14 protein-coding genes are annotated in these 13,895 nt (G+C 71.6%); 7 read left to right on the top strand and 7 right to left on the bottom strand.

Annotated features, from left to right (window positions below; genetic code table 11):
• The first annotated feature begins 247 nt into the window (after window positions 1-247).
• Window positions 248-1,894 carry an alkaline phosphatase D family protein gene (locus PV410_RS19235; protein WP_500326063.1) on the top strand — a complete coding sequence of 549 codons (1,647 nt, stop codon included), beginning with the start codon at window positions 248-250 and terminating at the stop codon, window positions 1,892-1,894.
• A 439-nt stretch (window positions 1,895-2,333) separates the two neighbouring features.
• Here the strand turns inward: PV410_RS19235 and PV410_RS19230 are convergent, their stop codons facing one another.
• Together PV410_RS19230 and PV410_RS19225 are read right to left on the bottom strand one after the other, a co-directional pair.
• Window positions 2,334-2,501: a hypothetical protein gene (locus tag PV410_RS19230; RefSeq protein ID WP_500326061.1), complete on the bottom strand. Its 168-nt coding sequence runs from the start codon at window positions 2,499-2,501 to the stop codon at window positions 2,334-2,336.
• A 128-nt stretch (window positions 2,502-2,629) separates the two neighbouring features.
• The gene (locus tag PV410_RS19225) at window positions 2,630-3,418 is read right to left on the bottom strand and encodes a class I SAM-dependent methyltransferase (protein ID WP_500326059.1); all 789 of its coding nucleotides are present in this window, start codon (window positions 3,416-3,418) and stop codon (window positions 2,630-2,632) included.
• Between the two features lie 338 nt (window positions 3,419-3,756).
• On the opposite strand from PV410_RS19225, the gene PV410_RS19220 reads away from it, so the two are divergent.
• Window positions 3,757-4,629, top strand: a complete 873-nt coding sequence (locus PV410_RS19220; protein ID WP_500326057.1) for an alpha/beta fold hydrolase — start codon at window positions 3,757-3,759, stop codon at window positions 4,627-4,629.
• Window positions 4,630-4,699: 70 nt separating this feature from the next.
• Here the strand turns inward: PV410_RS19220 and PV410_RS19215 are convergent, their stop codons facing one another.
• Window positions 4,700-5,287: a TetR/AcrR family transcriptional regulator gene (locus PV410_RS19215; RefSeq protein WP_500326055.1), complete on the bottom strand. Its 588-nt coding sequence runs from the start codon at window positions 5,285-5,287 to the stop codon at window positions 4,700-4,702.
• A 372-nt stretch (window positions 5,288-5,659) separates the two neighbouring features.
• On the opposite strand from PV410_RS19215, the gene PV410_RS19210 reads away from it, so the two are divergent.
• Entirely contained in the window at window positions 5,660-6,205 is a 546-nt protein-coding gene (locus PV410_RS19210) for a hypothetical protein (RefSeq protein WP_500326053.1), read from the top strand.
• Window positions 6,206-6,245: 40 nt separating this feature from the next.
• On the opposite strand, the gene PV410_RS19205 is transcribed toward PV410_RS19210, so the two are convergent.
• Together PV410_RS19205 and PV410_RS19200 are read right to left on the bottom strand one after the other, a co-directional pair.
• On the bottom strand, window positions 6,246-7,478 hold the full coding sequence (locus PV410_RS19205) for an alkene reductase (RefSeq protein WP_500326052.1): 1,233 nt from the start codon (window positions 7,476-7,478) through the stop codon (window positions 6,246-6,248).
• 144 nt (window positions 7,479-7,622) lie between these two features.
• Window positions 7,623-8,615, bottom strand: coding sequence for an oxidoreductase (locus tag PV410_RS19200; RefSeq protein ID WP_500326219.1), 993 nt, complete (start codon window positions 8,613-8,615; stop codon window positions 7,623-7,625).
• Window positions 8,616-8,837: 222 nt separating this feature from the next.
• On the opposite strand from PV410_RS19200, the gene PV410_RS19195 reads away from it, so the two are divergent.
• From PV410_RS19195 to PV410_RS19185, 3 genes are all read left to right on the top strand, one after another.
• Window positions 8,838-9,425 (top strand): helix-turn-helix transcriptional regulator, encoded by a 588-nt coding sequence (locus tag PV410_RS19195; RefSeq protein WP_500326050.1) that lies wholly within the window; start codon window positions 8,838-8,840, stop codon window positions 9,423-9,425.
• Window positions 9,422-9,913: a hypothetical protein gene (locus PV410_RS19190; protein WP_500326049.1), complete on the top strand. Its 492-nt coding sequence runs from the start codon at window positions 9,422-9,424 to the stop codon at window positions 9,911-9,913. The genes PV410_RS19195 and PV410_RS19190 overlap by 4 nt, the downstream gene beginning before the upstream one ends.
• Before the next feature lie 347 nt (window positions 9,914-10,260).
• Entirely contained in the window at window positions 10,261-10,905 is a 645-nt protein-coding gene (locus PV410_RS19185) for a dihydrofolate reductase family protein (RefSeq protein ID WP_500326047.1), read from the top strand.
• Window positions 10,906-11,133: 228 nt separating this feature from the next.
• On the opposite strand, the gene PV410_RS19180 is transcribed toward PV410_RS19185, so the two are convergent.
• Window positions 11,134-12,048 (bottom strand): hypothetical protein, encoded by a 915-nt coding sequence (locus PV410_RS19180; RefSeq protein WP_500326045.1) that lies wholly within the window; start codon window positions 12,046-12,048, stop codon window positions 11,134-11,136.
• Between the two features lie 285 nt (window positions 12,049-12,333).
• The gene (locus PV410_RS19175) at window positions 12,334-12,750 is read right to left on the bottom strand and encodes a MerR family transcriptional regulator (RefSeq protein WP_500326043.1); all 417 of its coding nucleotides are present in this window, start codon (window positions 12,748-12,750) and stop codon (window positions 12,334-12,336) included.
• A gap of 339 nt (window positions 12,751-13,089) precedes the next feature.
• Between PV410_RS19175 and PV410_RS19170 the strand changes: the two genes are divergently transcribed.
• Window positions 13,090-13,842, top strand: a complete 753-nt coding sequence (locus tag PV410_RS19170) for an SDR family NAD(P)-dependent oxidoreductase (protein WP_500326041.1) — start codon at window positions 13,090-13,092, stop codon at window positions 13,840-13,842.
• Window positions 13,843-13,895: the final 53 nt, after the last annotated feature.

Here is a 13,895-nt window from a genome sequence, read left to right as displayed (position 1 = left end):
CGACGCCGCCCCGATCCCGGGGGTCCGGGGGGGTGCGCCGCGTCGGGCAACCCTCCGGGAATGGCCGTTCCGTGCGGGAACCGTGAAGGGCGGGCTCCGGGGTGACGGGGAGGACCAACGGTCACCCTCCGGCCATGTACGCGCCAACCATCCGGCAACTGCACGCCGTCCTGCACAACTGCAATGCCCTGGCACCACCAACCGGGCCTCACGGCCGAACTCCGCACGCCAGGGATTGCGCACCCACATGCAGCCTTCCGCATCACCTTCTCCGTCCGGACACTCCGCCGAACTGCGTGACGCCGTACGCCGCTTGGACAGACGCCGCTTCCTGACCGTCACCGGGGCGGCGGCGACGCTGGCCTTCGCCGCGAACATCCCGCTCGGCGGCACCGCCGCGGCAGCCGAGGCGAGCGCCGTGCAGATCACCGAGAATCCCTTCACGCTGGGCGTGGCCTCGGGCGACCCGATGCCCGATTCGGTGCTGCTGTGGACCCGGCTCGCCCCCCGCCCCTACGAGACCGGCAGCGGCCTGCCCCAGAAGCGCTTCAAGGTCCGCTGGGAACTCGCCCACGACGAGCGCTTCACCCGCGTCACCAAGCGCGGCAGCGTCGACGCGCACCCGGAGTACAACCACGCCGTGCACGTCGAGGTGGGCGGCCTGGACGCCGACCGCGTCCTCTACTACCGGTTCCGCGTGGGCCAGTGGGTCAGCCCGGTGGGCCGTACCCGCACCGCCCCGTCGAAGGGCGCCCGGCTCACCGAGCTGCGCCTCGCTGCGGTGTCCTGCCAGGCGTACCACGACGGCTACTTCACCGCCTACCGCCACCTGGCCGACGAGGACCTCGACGCGGTCTTCCACCTCGGCGACTACCTCTACGAGTACGCGGTCACCGCGACCGGGGGCGCCCGCGCCTACACCGACCGCGTCCTGCCCGGGATCTTCAACCGCGAGACCCTCACGCTGGACGACTACCGGCTCCGGTACGCCCTCTACAAGTCCGACCCCGACCTGATGGCGGCCCACGCGGCCCACGCCTTCGTCGTCACCTGGGACGACCACGAGACCGAGAACAACTACGCGGACGGCACCCCCGAGAACGACGTGCCCCCGGAGGAGTTCCTGCTGCGGCGGGCCTCCGCCTACCGCGCGTACTGGGAGAACCAGCCGCTGCGGCGCCGCCAGCTCCCGCACGGCCCCGACGCCCAGCTCTACCGGCGCCTGCAGTTCGGGCGGCTCGCCCAGTTCGACATCCTCGACACCCGCCAGTACCGCTCCGACCAGGCGTACGGCGACGGCTGGCAGGTCCCGGGACCGGAGTCGCAGGACCCGGCCCGCACGATGACCGGCACCACCCAGGAGCGCTGGCTCGTCGACGGCTGGCGCACCTCGAAGGCGACCTGGAACGTCGTCCCCCAGCAGGTCACCTTCGCCCAGCGCAAGGACCGCACGACACCGGACTTCAAGGTCTCCATGGACTCCTGGGACGGCTACCCCGCCTCCCGGCAGCGTCTCCTCGACGGCTGGGAGTCCGCCGGCCGGGACAACCTCGTCGTCCTCACCGGTGACGTCCACGTCCACTACGGCTTCGACATCAAGAAGGACTTCGACGACCCGGCCTCGAAGACCCTCGGCACCGAGATCGTCACCAGCTCGATCACCAGCGGCAAGGACGGCTCCGACAAGCCGTCCAACTGGGCCACCTACCTGCAGGCCAACCCGCACCTGAAGTTCTACAACGGCCGCCGCGGCTACGCCGTGGTCACCCTCGGCAAGGACGCGGCGCGCGCCGACTTCAAGACCGTGTCCGCGGTGACCACACCCGGCGCCCCCATCACCACGGCCGCCTCCTTCGTCACCGAGGCCGGCAACCCGGGCCTCACGCCTGCCTGACCCGCTGAAAGGGCCGCAGTACGCAGCGGGACCCCGGGGGCGTTCCCCGGGGCCCCGTGCCGTTCGGTCCGGCCACCAGCGTGCGGAGAAGTGACGGCGTGGCGCTGACGTGCGAAGATCCGGCGTCAGGATTCGACCGACCGGGCCGACCGAGCGTTCGCCGGTGGTCGACGGTCCCCCCGCGCGGACCCCAGGACCGGACGCCCGCCCCACCGCCGTGGGGCGGGCGTCGGTCGTTCTGCCGGGCTCGTGGCCTCTGCCTCGCGCGGAGCCCGGAGCGCGGGTTCCCCGTGCCGGGGTGCAGGCGGCCCGGGTGCCGGCACGGACTTCCGGCCCCGGGTCGGCCTGCATACGGTGAGACCGGACAGCCGGCCGCCCTGTGACGTCGGGCCGTGAATCCTCGGGACCTGGCCACCCGCTACGACAAGACCGCCACCATCTACCTTGCCGCGCCGAGCCGCTTGCGGTTCGCGGCCTGGTCGGCCGGCCGCGGGATCAGGGACGCATCCCACACCATCGGTGGTGACTGCGGGTCGCCCGAGACGAATACGCCTTGTCGGCCAGGATCATGTCCGGTGTGGTACTTGAACGGGATCACGTCGATCACCTGCCAGTGATCACGTCACCGCGCTCCCGCCTCGATGCCCGGTCCGGCGGCAGCGGCTCGATCTGCCCCAACTGGGCATCAGTCAACGACAGACATCCACCAACGATCAGACAATCCGAGGGAAACGCCTAGTCCGCTTGCAGGACGAAGAACAGGAAGCAGAGGAAGCGCGGTTGGGCCGCGATGGCCTCGGGGAACAGCTCACGGGCGGCGGGGTCGGGATCCGGCTCGCTGATGGCCGTGATCCGGAAGCCTGCCGCGGTGAACGCATCGGTCATCGCATGCAGCGGCCTGTGCCAAAGCCTCATCAGGGCGGTCCGGCCGCCCAAGGTCCACTCGTCGGTCCAGGCGGTGGTGTCGAAATAGCCGTGCTCGGCTGCGCGGCCGGCCTCGCGGTGCATGGTGGCGATGGCGAAGGGATGGTCGACGGACGCGATCAGCCGGCCGCCGGGCTTGAGTACGCGGCGCAGTTCGGCCAGCGCCGGCCCCCAGTCCTCCAGGTAGTGCAGCACCAGGGACGCGACGACATCGTCGAACGTGTCGTCGGCGTAGGGAAGGGGGCGGCCCAGGTCGGCCACCTGCAGGTCCGCCGCCTCGCCGAGCCGGCGCCGGGCCAGCTCCAGCATCCCGGAACTCGCATCGAAGCCGCTCACGAGGGCGCCACGGTCACGCAGCGCCGCGGACAGGGCCCCGGCGCCGCAGCCGGCGTCGAGGATCCGCCGGCCGGCCACCTCCCCGGCGAGGGCCAGCATCGCGGGACGCTCGTAGTAGGCATTGATCAGGTTGGTCTCGTTCTCACTCGTGTACGCCTCGGCGAAGCTGGTGTAGTCGTTGACCTTCGGCGGATCCACCGTCACGGCCGACGGCGAGGTGCGCCCGTGGTGGCTCGCGTGCCCTTGCTGCTCGTCAGAAGTCATGGTGCGAGGGACGTCGGTCCGCAACAGTTCGGTTCCTGGCCCTGTGATGTGCCGCGCCGGCGGCGTGATGCCGTGAACCAGTTGGTCGCGGCCATCGCGGAGGCCGTCTCCCGTTCCCCTGTGACGGTGAGGGCATCGAGGGTGGCGAACTGCTCCGTGTTCAGGGTCGGTTCGGCAGTCGCGGCGTTCTCGGCCTCCCGAGCGGCCCGCGCACGCTCCGTGATGTGACCCACCACTCTCGTCTCCTGATTGCCCGCGGAGGAAGTCGCACACTAGGTTGTGTGGATAGAACGTTCTATCTATTCACGTCCCTCGCCCGCACCACTGAAGGAGTAGCGATGTCCCACCGTCGTCCCGTTCGCCCCGTCCGTCTCGCCGTCGTCAGCGCGGTCGGCCTCGCCCTGGCCGCCGGACTGGCCACGACCGCCTCGGCCACCTCGGACCATCACGCCGAGCCGGCAGGCAAGCCGAAGCCCAAGCCGACCGTCGTCCTCGTCCACGGTGCCTGGGCGGACTCCGCCGGCTGGAGCGGCGTCGTCAAGCGCCTGCAGGCCGACGGCTACCCGGTCACCGCCCCCGCCACGCCGCTGCGCGGTCTGGGCAGCGACGCCGCCTACCTGGCGGACTACCTCAAGACGATCAACGGCCCGGTCGTCCTGGTGGGCCACTCCTACGGCGGCGCGGTCATCACCAATGCCGCCACCGGCAACCCCAACGTCAAGGCACTCGTCTACGTCGCCGCCTTCGCCCCCGACAAGGGTGAGAGCATCACGAACCTGGTGGGCAAGTTCCCCGGAAGCCACCTCAGCGACGACCCCGACGCCCCCCTGCCCACGGCGCTGAACGCGGTCCCCTTCACCCAGGCCGACGGCGGCACCGGCGTCGACCTCTACATCAAGCCCGACAAGTTCCGCGACGTCTTCCTCAGCAACCGCGTCAGCAAGAGCAAGGCCGCCGCGCTCGCCGCGACGCAGCGCCCCGTCACCGCGCAGGCCGTCAGCGAGCCCTCGGCCGTGACTCCGGCCTGGAGGACCATCCCCTCCTGGTACCTCGTCGCCCGCGGCGACCGGACGATACCCCCCGCCGCCGAGCGCTTCATGGCGTCGCGCGCGCACGCCCGCACCATCGAGGTAGACGGCCCGCACGCGGTCCACCTGACCGATCCCAAGGCCGTGACGCGTCTCGTCGAGAAGGCCGCGACCGCGCGCTGACCCACCCCCGCCCGCGGCCTCCTCCCGGCACTTAGGGGAGGGGGCCGGGGGCCGTGCGCAGGAGCCGGACTCAGGCCGCGGCCATGAGCACGGCGATCCCGTGCTCCAGGACGGCGCCCGCGGCCCGGGCGTCGCCTAGGTAGCCGGCCACCATCGCACCGTCCCGCATGGCCATCATGGCGTCGGCCGAACGTGCGGGATCGGCTGCACCGAGCCGCTGGAAGGCGTCCTGCAGTACCTGGAGGAACCAGGCGCGGTGTCGCAGCACCGCCTGGTGGGCGGGGCTTTCGGGGTCCGGGTACTCAGCCGTGGCATTGATGAACGGACAGCCCCGGAACCCGGCGCCGCACACTTCCTCACCTATGCCGTGCGCCACGGCGGAGAGGAAGTCGGAAGGCGAACCGATGCCTGCCTGCGCCGCGGTGATCCGGTCCCGGATCTCCTGATCCGTCGCCTCGAGGTAGGCGCGCACCAGGTCGTCCTTGCCGGCGAAATGCCGGTAGAAGGTGCCCCGGGCGACGTCGGCCTCCGCCATGACGCGGTCCACCCCCACGGCCCGGATGCCCTCGCCGTAGAAGAGCCGGCTCGCCGTGCCCAGCAACCGTTCACGGGCCTCGGAGCGGCGGACCGGCGCGGATGCGTGCGTAACGTTCGACATGGCTACAGCATAGAACGGTCTTTCTACTTCCGGGGGTGGATCTCGTTGCTGTGGCGCCACTCGCGTGGGAGCATGCGCTGTTCATCGCCGGTACCGCGGGACTGCCGCTCCGTGCCGGTGCGTCGTCGGAACCAGGTGGGGAACGTGGGCAGAGGGGTGGCGCGGGCAGCCGCGGCGGTGTGCGTGCTGACCGTGGCCGTTGTCGGATGCGGATGCGGATGCGGGCGCGGGGGCGGGGACGGGGGCCTGGACGGTGCGGGGGCCTCGCACTCCGGGAGGCAGGCCGCGGCACCCGCGAAAGTCCTGGGTCACCGGGAACTGGAGCGGACCGCTCTCGGGTCGGGGGACGTCGACGGATTCAGCGTCGGCCCCGTGGTGGGCGACGTGGGGGCCGGTCAGCCGGTGGTGGGCCCGGTTGCCCCCGTCCCCGCGCGGTGCAAGCCGCTCAACGACATGACCGCGTTCGTCGGCAGGTACCAGCCCGTGTGGCAGGTCGCGAAGATCGTCAGTCGCACGTCCGATGAGGGCGACACGTCCTCCACGACGGTGGCGCTCAACTCCTACCGGCAGCAGGAATCGGTCAAGGTGATGACGGAACTGCGCGGTGCGGTGGACACCTGCACGAAGTTCGCGCCACCCGGGTCCTCGGTCACCGGCTGGACGTACTCGCAGATCCGCAAGCTGCCGGATCCTTCGCTGGGGGACGACGCGCTCGCGTACCGCATGACGCTCGACATGCCCGCGGACGACATGGGCCCCGCGCACTCCGTCGTCTTCACCTACGTGGTGGTCCGGAGCGGAACGACCGTCACGACGTTCGCCTCGAACCTCTTCGGCGTGAACGGCAAACCCACCGAGGTCCCCCGGCACGTCATCGACGCCCAGCTCAAGAAGCTGAGCCAGGCGTCGTCGGGCTGAGGGACCCGGTGGCGGCACCCGGGTGCGGTATCCGTCCGGGTCAGTTTCGGGCGGCGCTGAGCTGCTGTTGGGCCCAGGCCAGGTGCCATGTGTCCAGCGGCGTCCCGGAGTTCAGCTCCAGGCCGGGCACCGGCTCGAGACGTCCCCCGCGCAGTTCGGCGAGGAGGCGCTCGGCTTCGAGGGAGGGGTAGTCGAGGTAGCCGCGGTCGTCACCACCGAAGAAGGTGCCCCGCAGCGCCTCGCGCAGCTCCGCGTTGCGGGCCAGGCGCTCGGGCAGGTCGGGGTTGGCGATGAAGTCGCGCCCGAAGCCGACGGCGTCGACGGTGCCGTTCTCCACGGCGCGCAGGGCCTCCTCGCGTGCGTAGCCGCCGGTCGCGATCAGACGGCCCGGGTAGCGCTCGCGGGCCCAGGCACTGTCGATGGAGTCGGCCGGCCGGCGCTCGGCCGTGGAGTCGTCGTTGCCGACGATGCCCGGCTCCACCAGGTGCAGGTACGCCAGGTCGCGAGCGGCGAGCGCGTCCACGACGTAGCCGAACAGGGCCTCCGGGTCGGAGTCGGCCATGTCCTGGAAGACGCTGCTCGGGGATATACGGACGCCGATGCGGTCCGCCCCCACCGTCTCGATCAGGGCGTCGACCACCTCCAGCAGCAGGCGTGCGCGGTTCTCGACGCTCCCGCCGTAGCGGTCCGTGCGCCGGTTGGCGCTGTCCTGGAGGAACTGGTCGATCAGGTAGCCGTTGGCCGCGTGGACCTCCACGCCGTCGAAGCCGGCCGCCAGCGCGTTCGTGCCGGCCTGGGCGAACTGGGCGACGACGGCCTGGATCTCGTCGATCTCCAGCGGTCGCGGCGTCACGAAGGGCACGCGGCCCTCGTCGGTGAAGACCAGGCCGTCGATCGCGATGGGGGAGGGGCCGACCGGGGTCTTGCCGTCGGGCTGGAAGACGGGGTGCGAGGCGCGGCCGGTGTGCCACAGCTGCGTGACGATGGTGCTCCCCGCGGCGTGCACCGCGTCGGTGACGCGCTTCCACCCCTGGACCTGGGCGTCGCTCCACAGGCCCGGGATGCCGGGGCCGCCGACACCTTCGGCGGAGACGACGGTGCCCTCCGTGATGATCAGTCCGGCCGAGGCGCGCTGGGTGTAGTAGAGCGGCGCGGAGGGGCCGGGGCTGCCGTCCGGCAGGGAGCGGCTTCGCGTCATCGGCGGCATGACGAAGCGGTTGGACAGGGACAGGGCGCCGAGCCGGACGGGGGCGAACAGGGGGCTGTCGTGCATGGTTTCCTCTCCGGGAAATGGGGATGGGGCTGAAGAGCGGTGAAGGTGCAGGCCAGGCGGCTGTGGGCCTGGAGGTGTGACGCCGGGTACGTGGCGGTCGCCGACGCGGGCGTCGGATCTGCGTCCCGGCCGCCGAGCCGTGACTTACGCCGCCTGGTACCGGCGGGTGCTGACCTTCCCGCCTAGCGACGTGGCCGCGCGGAGTGCCCAGTACGGGTCGCGGCGCAACTCCTGGCCGAGGAGGACGGCGTCGGCCTGGCCGGAACGGACGACGGCCTGCGCCTGGGCCGGCCCGGCGAGGGGGCCGACGGCGGCGACGGGCATGCCGGTCTGGTTGCGGAGGAGGTCGCCGCCGGTGGGGACGTCCATCAGGTCCACGCCCCGGGCCTGCAACTCCTTGGCGAGGCGCAGGGTGTCGTCGGTGATCTCCTCCGGCCAGTCGGGGTCGGACGTGCGGAAGAAGACCGGCAGGTCCTGCGGCCACACGGCGCGGACGGCGTCGACGACCTCCAGCGCGAAGCGGGTGCGGCCCGCGAAGTCTCCGCCGTAGCCGTCGGTGCGGCGGTTGGTGTGCGGGGAGAGGAACTGGTTGATGAGGTAGCCGTGGACGCCGTGGATCTCGGCGACCTGGAAGCCGGCGTCCAGGGCGCGCCGGGCGGCGTCGGCGAAGTCCGCCACGATCCGGCCGATCTGCTCGGTGCTGAGCTGTTCCGGCGTGGTGGAGCCGGTGCCGAACGGGACGGCGGTGGGACCCCCGGGCGCCCAGCCGTACTGCCTGCCAGGGGAGCCGGGGAACCTGCGGTCGACCCAGGTCCCCTCGGTGGCGTCCCGGTGCCCGGCGGCGAGCTGGATGCCGGGCACGGTGCCCTGGGACTTGAGGAATGTGGCGATCCGGTGGAAGGCCTCGACCTGGGTGTCGTTCCAGATGCCGAGGTCGTACGGGCCGGTCCGGCCCTCGGGGCTGACCGCGGTGGGTTCGGTGAGGATGAGCCCGGTGCCGCCGGTGGCGCGCGCCGCCAGGTGGGCGAAGTGCCCGTCGTTCGGCACGCCCGCCTGCTCGCCGTCCGGTGGGGCGGTGGACTGGCACGTGGCGGCCATCCAGATCCGGTTCGGAACGGTCAGTGACCGCAGGGTCATGGGCTCGAACAAGGTGGTGCTCACGAAACTGCCTCCTGCTGGATGGGGGAGTGGGTACCGGGCGAACACCGGACGTCATCGCGCCCGGTGAGGCGTCCAGCGGTGCGGCTTGCTGGCTTGCGCCGGTCGTGTCGGTCCTCTCAACCGTCACATTCCACGGTACGGTATGGATGGTTATGTCCGGAATGTCGGGATCGAGATGGTCCGAATCGGGAGACAGCGATGCCGACCGTGCTGCCGATCAGTGCCTACGTCGTGCTCGGCCTGCTGAGCAGGCAGGACGGCGCGACCCCCTACCAACTCGACCAGAGGATCCGCCTGAGCATCGGGCACTTCTGGGTCTTCCCCCGCTCGCAGCTGTACGCGGAGGCCGGACGGCTGGTGCGGCGCGGACTGGTCGTCGAGCACCAGGAAGAGGGCGGCCGCCATCGCCGCACCCTGTCACTCACCGACGAGGGGCGACGCGAGCTGTGCCGGTGGCTCGCCGCCCCGACGCGGGCGATCACCGAGATCCACGACGAGGGGCTGCTGCGGCTGTACTTCCAGCCGCAGGCCTGTGACGCCGGCGGTCCCGGCGACGCGGACACGGTGGACGCGATCAGCCGGCTCGCCGCGGAGCAGATCCAGGCCCACGAGGGCCAACTCGCGGAGTACCGGCAGCTCGTCACCTCCGGACTGCTGCGCGCGGGCTCGCCCCAGCGGGCGACGGTGGAGGTGGGGTTGCGGTTCGAGCGCATGATGATCGGCTTCTGGCACGAGATCGCCGCCTCGCCGGCGGACCTCATCGGCGACGGCGCCGAGGAGGCGTGAACGACGGCGGCCGTCGCGTGTCGCATCCGTCCGCGCCGACCGGCGCGAGGGGACCCGGCGGACGTGCCCACCGCGGCGCGACAGGGCGGGAAGCCGGAACCGGCATCCCCGTCACACTGTCGGCGCTCGCGGCGCTGGTCCTCTGGATCCAGGCGCGTTTCTCCTACGTCCGCTGGCGCAGGCCGCTGCGGCTGCGGATCGGGGCCGACGGCATCGGCATGCGCGAAGTGTCCGGCGAGGAGGGGTACTTCCGGTGGCCGCAGATGGCCACCGTCACGATCGGCCGGCGGCCGTACGGCCCCGACCTCCGGCAGTGCCTCACCGTGTGGCCGCTGCCGGGCACGCACGCGGGCGACCACCCCAGCCACCTCTCCGACGGCCACCAAGCCTACGTCCTGGACCGGCTGGACCGCCTGACCGGAGGCGCGGAGGCGGTCGTCCCGGTGCTGTGCGCGTACGCGGGGGAGCGGTATTCCGAAACGGCGTGACGCGGGCGGAAGAGGCGAGCTCGGGGCGACCGGCCACGCACCTGACCGGCAGCAGGTCGTGCATCCCGTTCCAACGCGGTCCGAGGGGTCCCGGCCGCTCCGGCGAACGCGGTCGACCGCCGCTGCTCCTGGGGAGCGGTGTGCCTGTACGAGCACTCCGGCTTCCCGAGCCCCCGGTCGGGCGCAGCCCGACCGGGGGCCTCGTCGTGCCCGTGCCGGTGCCTGGCCGGACTACGCCTGGCTGCCGCCCGCAGGCGTACGAAGCCGGATGCCGTCGCAGCGATGAGTTCCCAGGCGCCCACCGGTCTACCTCCCGACCGAGACGACCAACGCATCGGAAGTCAGACATGGGCCTGATCCACATCGAAATGTTCGCGACCCTCGACCTCGTCGGGCAGGCGCCCGGCGGCCCCGACGAGGACCCGGAGGGGTTCCCGTTCGGCGGCTGGCAGGCGCCCCTGCTGGACGAGGTCTCCGGGGCGCAGGTCGGTGCCGCGTACGAGGGCACGGACGCCCTGCTTCTCGGCCGGCGGACGTACGACATCTTCGCCGCCTACTGGCCGCACCAGAAGGGCGGCGAGGACGGCGAGATCGCCACGCTCTTCAACAGCGTCCCGAAGTACGTGGCCTCCCGCGGCAGGCCCGACCTCTCGTGGGCGGGGTCCACTCAGCTCGGCCCGGACCTGGCCGGCGCGGTGCGCGAGATCCGCGACCGGCACGAGCACGTGAAGGTCGTCGGGAGCCTGAACCTGGTCCAGACCCTCCTGCGTGAGAAGCTCTTCGACCGTCTCGACCTCTGGATGCACCCGATCGTGCTCGGCGTCGGGAAGAAGGTGTTCGACGGCGGCGCGGTCCCCACGAACGTCACGCTCCTCGAACCGCCCGCCGCCAGCCCGACGGGCACCGTGTACCTGCGCTACGGGCTCGCCGACGGCACGCCCGGCACGGGGGACATGAGCGCACCCGATCGCGGCGTCGGGCGCGGCGACTGACGCCGGCGGTGCATGCGCCGGGTCGGCATTCCGTCACGGCGTCCGCGGTTCGAACCGCCGACGCAGCGACGAAGTGCCTCCCCGGCAAGCGGTGCGGATCCCCGTCCGGCTCCTTCGCCGCCGCGCAGGACGGAATCGTCTTCGACCTCTTGATGCCGCAACAGCACCGCCGTCACATCCGACTCGTCGCGTCATGGCGTCCCACGGCCGAGGGCGGGTCGTGGGGCATCAGTGGTCGTCCCAGTCCTCCACGAAGAACCGGGCTTCGCTGACCACGGTGTCCTCGGCTCTGGCGGCCCGCACGTACATATGGGCCCCGTCCGGACCCAGGTCGCCGCCGCAGCCGATGAGCAGGTCGATCCGCTGCTTCTCGATGTACCGGGTCAGGTCCGTGTCGACTGCGGACAGCGTCCTGCCGATCAACTCCATTCCGGCGAAGGTGACCTGGGGACCGGTCCGTCCGTGCACGGTCACGGCCGCCAAGGTGGGGAACCCCTCTAGGTGCCAGTAGTGGGCGGTCACCCCGGCGTCGTGAAACCGGTCCTCATCCAGGTACCAATGCCCGGCCTTCCTGTGGACCGGCCACGGATAGTGGCCCTGCCGTTCGGCCGGTACCTCGCCGCCCAAGGCGGCCACGACCTGCTGCGGGAGCATCCCGAACCGGAGCGGACCGACGCTCTCCAGCGGAGTGAAGCCCCAGTGCGGTCTGTCCTGCCCGGCCCTCACCGGCCATGCCCCCGGGTTCGTCTCCCGTGCGCGGACGTCACACCATTGGATGACCGGATCGGCCCCGTACGGGTCCTCGGCCAGCTCCGGGCCGACGAGCAGGGCGTCGGTGATCACCGCGTCCCTCCGCACCGCGTACCCCTGCGGATCCTGCCCCCACTCCAGTGCGGTACCCAGGGACACGCCCCACGCGGCGACCTCGGGATCACCGCTCCAGTTCACCCGGACCTCCACCCCCTCGCCACGGGCGAGAGCGTGGATGCCCGCGCGCACCTCGGACGGGGCTCGGGCGATCAGTTCCACGTCCCGCAGCCGTACCTGCGGACCCTCGTACGCCTGGATCGCGACGGCGGCCAGCCGCGTCCCCGGCCCGTAGATCGCGGTCACTCCGAGGCCCCCGTACCGCTGCCAGGACAAGGTGCATTCCCTGCTTTGTGACACGTGGACGTCCGCCCCGTCCAGCGCTGCCTTGACCTGGTCGGGACTCATCCCGAACCGCAGCGGACCCACACCCACCAGCGGATCAAGCTCCCACTGCGCACGCTCTTCAGGCTTCTTGTTCCGCCAGAACATCCCAACCCCCACGAGGATCCGAACAGCCCGGCGCTCGGCCTGTGATCATGTCCGGCACCCTAGGTGTGCGCACTGACACGGAGGCCCTGGAGACATCGTCGGCGGCGGTTCGCGGCATGTCGCCGCCGGTCACCCCGCGACCGCGCCCGGAACCTCGTCGGAGGCCGCGGGCGTCGCGGCTCCGGCGTCCTCCCAGGCGCGCAGGTACGCCTTGATCGCGTGCCGGTTGCGCTGCAGCACCTCGATGCGTCGCTCGATGCTGCTGAGCTGACGTCGCAGTCCGTCCAGGTCCTTCGCCGCCGGGCAGGACCGGACCTCCGTCCCCTCCTTCGCGGCATCGAGGCAGGGCAGGACCTCGCGGATCATCTCCGTCGTCAGGCCGGCTTCGAGGAGTTCGCGGATCTGCAGGACGCGGTCGACGGCGGGCTCGCCGTAGCTGCGGTACCCGTTGGCGCTCCGGAAGGGGTGGAGGATGCCGACCTCCTCGTAGTAGCGGAGCAGCCGCGGCGCGACACCCGTCTTCTCGGCCAGGTCCCCGATCTTCACATCGCCCTCCTTGGCTGGGCATCCGGTGCGCCTCGCCGCCGCACTGCGGGCGACCGGCGTCGCCGCTTGACCTTCACACTAATGGAAAGGTTTAGCTTCTTGCACGGCCCCGGAGCTGCCGGCGCGGGGTGACCGGGACCGTGCCGAGAAGAATGCGAGATCGAAGATGCCGACAGGATCCAGCAAGGGATGGACCGCTGACCGCATCGCCCCACAGGAGGGCCGTACCTTCGTCGTGACGGGCGCGACCAGCGGTCTCGGTCTGGTGACGGCGCGCGAGCTCGCCGCGCACGGCGGCCGGGTACTGCTCGCCGCCGTGACACCGCACGGGGGGAAGCGGTGGCGTCCTCGCTGCGCGGGGCGTATCCCGGCGCCGAGGTCGCGGTGCGCCGGGTCGATCTGCTGGACGTGGACTCGATCCGCCGGGCGGCGGAGGAGATCGGCGAGGAGGAGTCCGTCGACGTACTGGTCAACAACGCGGGCATCTCCATGGTCGAGCACTCCGTGACCGCGCAGGGCGCCGAGCGCCACCTCGCCGCGAACCACCTCGGCCACTTCGCCCTCACGGCGCTGCTGGAACCGGTGCTGCGCCGGTCGCCGGCACCGCGGGTGGTCACCGTGACGTCGTACATGCACGAGAAGGGCGAACTCGACCTGGACGACGCCGCGTGGTCGCGGAAGTACACGCCCCTCGCCGCCTACTCGGCATCGAAGCTGGCCAACGCGGTCTTCGGCGTGGAGCTCGCCCGGCGCGAGCGGTCGTCTTCGTCGCCGATCACCAGCGTTCTCGCGCACCCCGGCTACAGCAACACGCCGATGCAGAGCAAGGGCACCGGGCCCGTGGGGATCGCCATGCGCGTGTCCGGCAGGCTCTTCGCGCAGAGTCCGGAGAGGGGAGCCCTGCCCCAGCTCTACGCGGCGACCGAGCCCGATCTCGCCGCGGGCTCCTACATCGGACCTGACGGCAAGGGCGGACGATCCGGGCATCCCATCCCCGTGCAACTGTCGGCGGTGGCCCAGGACCCGGAGCTCGGACGCCGGCTGTGGGAGCGCTCGCAGCAGCTGACCGGGGTCCGCTGGCACACCGCCTGAGTCCGTACGGGCCGTCCGCGGACCGCCCACTGGGGGCCGCGGGCCGGGCGTGT

Source organism: Streptomyces sp. PA03-5A (assembly GCF_033792725.1).
In the GTDB taxonomy this organism is placed as follows: Bacteria; Actinomycetota; Actinomycetes; order Streptomycetales; family Streptomycetaceae; genus Actinacidiphila.
The sequence above is the reverse complement of the archived record's forward strand: the minus strand, read 5'-3'. Positions and strand labels throughout refer to the sequence as shown.

Bases quoted from the DNA above. Each gene is read 5' to 3' on its own strand.
- PV410_RS19200 (WP_500326219.1), bottom strand. From the start codon at position 8,615: ATGACCCTGCGGTCACTGACCGTTCCGAACCGGATCTGGATGGCCGCC.
- PV410_RS19225 (WP_500326059.1), bottom strand. From the start codon at position 3,418: ATGACTTCTGACGAGCAGCAAGGGCACGCGAGCCACCACGGGCGCACC.
- PV410_RS19205 (WP_500326052.1), bottom strand. From the start codon at position 7,478: ATGCACGACAGCCCCCTGTTCGCCCCCGTCCGGCTCGGCGCCCTGTCC.
- PV410_RS19195 (WP_500326050.1), top strand. From the start codon at position 8,838: ATGCCGACCGTGCTGCCGATCAGTGCCTACGTCGTGCTCGGCCTGCTG.
- PV410_RS19215 (WP_500326055.1), bottom strand. From the start codon at position 5,287: ATGTCGAACGTTACGCACGCATCCGCGCCGGTCCGCCGCTCCGAGGCC.
- PV410_RS19220 (WP_500326057.1), top strand. From the start codon at position 3,757: ATGTCCCACCGTCGTCCCGTTCGCCCCGTCCGTCTCGCCGTCGTCAGC.
- PV410_RS19235 (WP_500326063.1), top strand. From the start codon at position 248: ATGCAGCCTTCCGCATCACCTTCTCCGTCCGGACACTCCGCCGAACTG.
- PV410_RS19185 (WP_500326047.1), top strand. From the start codon at position 10,261: ATGGGCCTGATCCACATCGAAATGTTCGCGACCCTCGACCTCGTCGGG.